The following is a 4841-nucleotide window of genomic DNA, read 5'->3' as shown; positions in this document are numbered from 1 at the left end:
CTCCAATTGCGTGTCAGACCTTCTTGTACAGCTGACTGCCTTCCTGCTTGAACCGTTCCGCCTGCTCGGCCAAGCCCTTGGCCACGTCCACGTCCACCGCTTCAATGCGCTGGTTGGCGGCGTACTCGCGTACTTCCTGGGTAATTTTCATCGAGCAGAATTTCGGCCCGCACATCGAACAGAAGTGCGCGACCTTGGCCGAGTCCTTCGGCAAGGTTTCATCGTGATACGAACGCGCGGTGTCAGGGTCCAGGCCGAGGTTGAACTGGTCTTCCCAGCGGAACTCGAAGCGCGCCTTGCTCAAGGCGTTGTCACGAATCTGCGCGCCCGGATGCCCCTTGGCCAAGTCCGCAGCGTGCGCGGCGATCTTGTAGGTGATGATCCCGGTCTTCACGTCATCCTTGTTCGGCAAACCCAAGTGTTCCTTGGGCGTGACATAGCAGAGCATGGCGCAACCGAACCAGCCGATCATCGCCGCACCGATACCCGAGGTGATGTGGTCGTAGCCCGGTGCGATGTCGGTGGTCAGCGGGCCGAGGGTGTAGAACGGCGCCTCGTCGCAGCATTCGAGCTGCTTGTCCATGTTCTCCTTGATCAACTGCATCGGCACGTGGCCCGGGCCTTCGATCATGGTTTGCACGTCGTGCTTCCAGGCGATTTTGGTCAGCTCGCCGAGGGTTTCCAGTTCGCCGAATTGCGCAGCATCGTTGGCGTCGGCAATCGAGCCTGGGCGCAAGCCGTCGCCAAGGGAGAAGCTGACGTCATAGGCCTTCATGATTTCGCAGATTTCGTCGAAATGCGTGTAGGTAAAGTTCTCTTTGTGGTGCGCCAGGCACCACTTGGCCATGATCGAACCGCCACGGGACACGATGCCGGTCACGCGTTTGGCAGTCAGCGGCACATAGCGCAGCAGCACGCCTGCGTGGATGGTGAAGTAGTCGACGCCCTGCTCGGCCTGTTCGATCAGGGTGTCGCGGAACAGCTCCCACGTCAGGTCTTCGGCGGCGCCGCCGACTTTTTCCAAGGCTTGATAGATCGGAACGGTGCCAATCGGCACCGGCGAGTTGCGGATGATCCACTCGCGGGTTTCGTGGATGTGCTTGCCAGTGGACAGGTCCATCACCGTGTCCGAACCCCAGCGAATGCCCCAGGTCAGTTTCGCCACTTCTTCTTCAATGGACGAACCCAACGCACTGTTGCCGATATTGCCGTTGATCTTCACCAGGAAGTTACGGCCGATGATCATTGGCTCCAGTTCGGTGTGGTTGATGTTGGCCGGGATAATCGCGCGGCCACGGGCGATTTCTTCGCGCACAAACTCAGGCGTGATGATTTTCGGCACGCTGGCGCCGAAGCTGTGACCGGCGTGCTGCTGGTCGAGCAGGCCACTGGCACGGGCTTCTTCAAGCTTCATGTTTTCGCGGATGGCGACGTATTCCATCTCGGCGGTAATGATGCCTTTGCGCGCGTAGTGCATCTGCGTGACGTTGGCACCTGCCTTGGCGCGGCGCGGGTTCTTCACGTGGGCAAAGCGCAGTGCGGTGAGCTCAGCATCGCTGAGGCGCTGTTGGCCAAAGTGCGAACTCAGGCCGCTCAGGCGCTCGGTGTCGCCACGCACTTCGATCCACGGCGAACGCACATCACCCAGGCCTTTGCGCACGTCAATGATGACGTTGGGGTCGGTGTACGGGCCGGAGGTGTCGTACACCACCACCGGTGCGTTGATTTCACCGCCGAAATCGGTGGGCGTCACGTCCAGGCTGATTTCACGCATCGGCACACGAATGTCCGGGCGAGTGCCTTGCACGTAGATTTTTTGCGAGCGGGTAAACGGCTGCACGGAGCCGGAGTCGACTTTGGCCGATTCACTCAGGTGCACGGTATTTTTTAATTTTTGGCTTTTTAATTCAGTGCTCATCACGGGCTCTCCAACTTATCCAGGCGGTGGATTTTTGTCGGAGCGAACCTGTGACGGATGGACGCACTGAAACCAGTGCTGTGCAAGGCACGAGCGCTGTTCGATTGTCGAACAACATCCCGGACGAAGCACAAGAGGACTCGCCGGGTGACGAGAAATCTTGTTCCCTACGCAGGCGTTAACCTGATCAGGTTCAACGGGATCCGGTATTTACCGATCTCAGCCTTCCAACAAGGCACCCCGACAAGAACGCGGCCAGTCTAGACCATGGTGTGGGCAAATTGCCAATAGCGGTGTATTCAGCGTGATGAATGGCGTGATTGCGGGATTGTTGCGCGGGGTCAGCGCCACTACACTCGGGCGTCGTCACAATGCTTGACGCCAGGAATGGCCAGCCTTAGCCTTGGGCGCTTAATTACAGTCGTAATATTCACACTAGGGATCGCCTCATGCTGCGCAAACTCTCACTGGCTCTTGCCGTGTCTTGTGCGACCAATGGAATGGTCTGGGCAGCTGAAGCGCCCTTGTCCGCCAAAACCGACTTGGTCAGCGTCTACCAGGAAGCGGTGAACAACAACGCCGACCTGGCCGCCGCCCGCGCTCAATATGGCGCGCAAAAAGAAGTGGTGCCCCAGGCTCGCGCCGGTTTGCTGCCGAACCTGTCGGCCGGCGCCGACAGCAATAACGTGCGCACCCAGATCGACCAACCGGCAGCCACCGTCAACCGTGACGCGCACTCCTGGCGTGCAACCTTGAGCCAGCCGCTGTTCCGCGCTGATCGCTGGTTCCAGCTGCAAGCCGCCGAAGCCGTCAACGAACAAGCTTCGCTGCAACTCTCGGCGACTGAACAGAACCTGATCCTGCAAAGCGCCGAAAGCTACTTCGCCGTGCTGCGCGCCCAGGACAACCTGGCGTCGACCAAGGCCGAAGAAAACGCCTTCAAGCGCCAGCTCGACCAGTCCAACGAACGCTTTGATGTAGGCCTATCGGACAAGACCGACGTGCTGCAATCCCAGGCCAGCTACGACACCGCCCGCGCCAACCGCATCGTCGCCCAACGCCAGGTGGACGACGCCTTTGAGGCGCTGATCACGCTGACCAACCGCCAATACAACGCGATCCAGGGCATTGTGCACACGCTGCCGGTGCTGCCACCGGCGCCGAATGACGCCAAATCCTGGGTCGAAACCGCCGGCCGCCAAAACCTGAACTTGCTGGCCAGCAACTACGCCGTGACCGCTGCCGAAGAAACCCTGCGCCAGCGCAAGGCCGGCCACCTGCCAACCCTCGACGCCGTGGCGCAATACGAAAAAGGCGACAACGACGCGCTGGGTTTCAGCAACCCGAACCAATTGCCCGTGCCGTACGGTGGTGATGTGTCTCAGCGCACCATCGGCCTGCGCCTGAATATCCCGATCTACAGCGGCGGTTTGACCAGCTCGCAAGTGCGCGAATCCTATTCACGCCTCGACCAGACGGAACAGCAACGCGAAGGCCTGCGCCGCCAGGTGGTGGAAAACACCCGTAATCTGCACCGCGCGGTGAACACCGATGTGGAACAGGTGCAGGCGCGCCGCCAGTCGATCATCTCCAACCAGAGCGCGGTGGAAGCCACGGAAATCGGCTATCAAGTGGGTACGCGCAATATCGTCGATGTGCTGGATTCACAACGCCAGCTGTACTCGTCGGTGCGCAACTACAACAACAGCCGCTACGACTACATCCTCGACAACCTGCGCTTGAAGCAGGCGGCGGGCACGCTCAGCCCTGGGGATTTGCAGGACCTGACGCGTTACCTCAAGGCTGACTACAACCCGGACAAGGATTTCCTGCCGCCGGATCTGGCCAAGGCCGCCGCCGAGCAGCTCAAAGCCCGCCCGGGCTACTAAACACACCACAAACCAATGTGGGAGCTGGCTTGTGTGGGAGCTGGCTTGCCTGCGATGCAGGCAACTCGGTACATCAGACATGCCCAGTTGATGCTATCGCAGGCAAGCCAGCTCCCACATTTTGGTCCGCGTTGGTTCAGTGATTGAGCAGTTTGTCCAAACCATCCAGTAAGCGTTTCAGCGCACCCTGGTTGGCCTGCATCACCTTCAATCCCGCCTCTGCCATCTTGCGCGCATCCTGCGGCAGTTCGAACAACTGCCGCACGGCTTCTGCCAAGCCTTGCGCATCATCCACCTCACGCAACGCCCCGGCCTCACGCATCATCGCGCTGATTTCGAGGAAGTTGAACAGGTGTGGCCCCATGATCACAGGCTTGGCCAGCGCAGCCGGTTCCAGCGGGTTGTGGCCGCCGGTAGGCACCAGGCTACCGCCGACGAAGGCGCTGTCGGCCAGGGCGTAAAGGAATAGCAGCTCGCCCATGGTGTCACCGAGCAGCACGGAGGTCTGCGCCGTCACCGGTTCAGTGCTGGAGCGGCGCACCGTGGCAAAGCCTTGTTGCTCGCACAACTCGAACATCGGCCCGAAGCGCTCCTGATGACGCGGCACCAGAATCAGCAGCGCGTTGGGGTAACTTTCGAGCAGTTGGCGATGGGCGGCCAGCACCACTTCATCCTCGCCTTCGTGGGTGCTGGCGGCGATCCACACCGGGCGCTCGGTGGCGCCCCATTGCTCGCGCAAGGCGGCGGCACGCACCGGCAGTTGCGGATCGATGGTCAGGTCGAACTTGATCGAGCCGGTGACTTCAACGGTTTGTGGTCGTGCGCCCAGGCTCAAAAAACGCTGGGCTTCGGTTTTTGTCTGCACCGCAAACAGGCTCATCTCGGCCAGCATCGGCGCGGTCAGCTTGGCAAAGCGTGCATAACCTTTGGCCGAGCGTGCCGACAGCCGCGCATTGGCCAGCGCTACCGGAATACCACGCTGAGCGCAGGCGTGGATGTGGTTGGGCCACAGCTCGGTTTCCATGATCACGGCG

At 60.6% G+C, this 4841-nt stretch carries 3 protein-coding genes and 1 riboswitch; of the genes, 1 reads left to right on the top strand and 2 read right to left on the bottom strand.

What is annotated here, in order from left to right:
• Window positions 1-13 precede the first annotated feature (13 nt).
• Window positions 14-1918, bottom strand: coding sequence for a phosphomethylpyrimidine synthase ThiC (thiC, locus tag FEM54_RS24875; RefSeq protein WP_138453474.1), 1905 nt, complete (start codon window positions 1916-1918; stop codon window positions 14-16).
• Between the two features lie 147 nt (window positions 1919-2065).
• Window positions 2066-2171: riboswitch (TPP riboswitch) on the bottom strand.
• 196 nt (window positions 2172-2367) lie between these two features.
• Here thiC and FEM54_RS24870 point away from each other — a divergent pair.
• Entirely contained in the window at window positions 2368-3807 is a 1440-nt protein-coding gene (locus FEM54_RS24870; RefSeq protein WP_026013800.1) for a TolC family outer membrane protein, read from the top strand.
• Window positions 3808-3943: 136 nt separating this feature from the next.
• On the opposite strand, the gene waaA is transcribed toward FEM54_RS24870, so the two are convergent.
• Window positions 3944-4841, bottom strand: an 898-nt coding sequence (gene waaA / locus FEM54_RS24865; protein ID WP_138453473.1) for a lipid IV(A) 3-deoxy-D-manno-octulosonic acid transferase, incomplete at its 5' end; no start/stop codon positions are given.

Origin of the sequence: Pseudomonas edaphica (assembly GCF_005863185.1) — a bacterium.
Classification (GTDB): Bacteria; Pseudomonadota; Gammaproteobacteria; order Pseudomonadales; family Pseudomonadaceae; genus Aquipseudomonas; species Aquipseudomonas edaphica.
This window is presented reverse-complemented; position numbering and strand designations above follow the sequence as displayed.

Bases quoted from the DNA above. Each gene is read 5' to 3' on its own strand.
- thiC (WP_138453474.1), bottom strand. From the start codon at position 1,918: ATGAGCACTGAATTAAAAAGCCAAAAATTAAAAAATACCGTGCACCTG.
- FEM54_RS24870 (WP_026013800.1), top strand. From the start codon at position 2,368: ATGCTGCGCAAACTCTCACTGGCTCTTGCCGTGTCTTGTGCGACCAAT.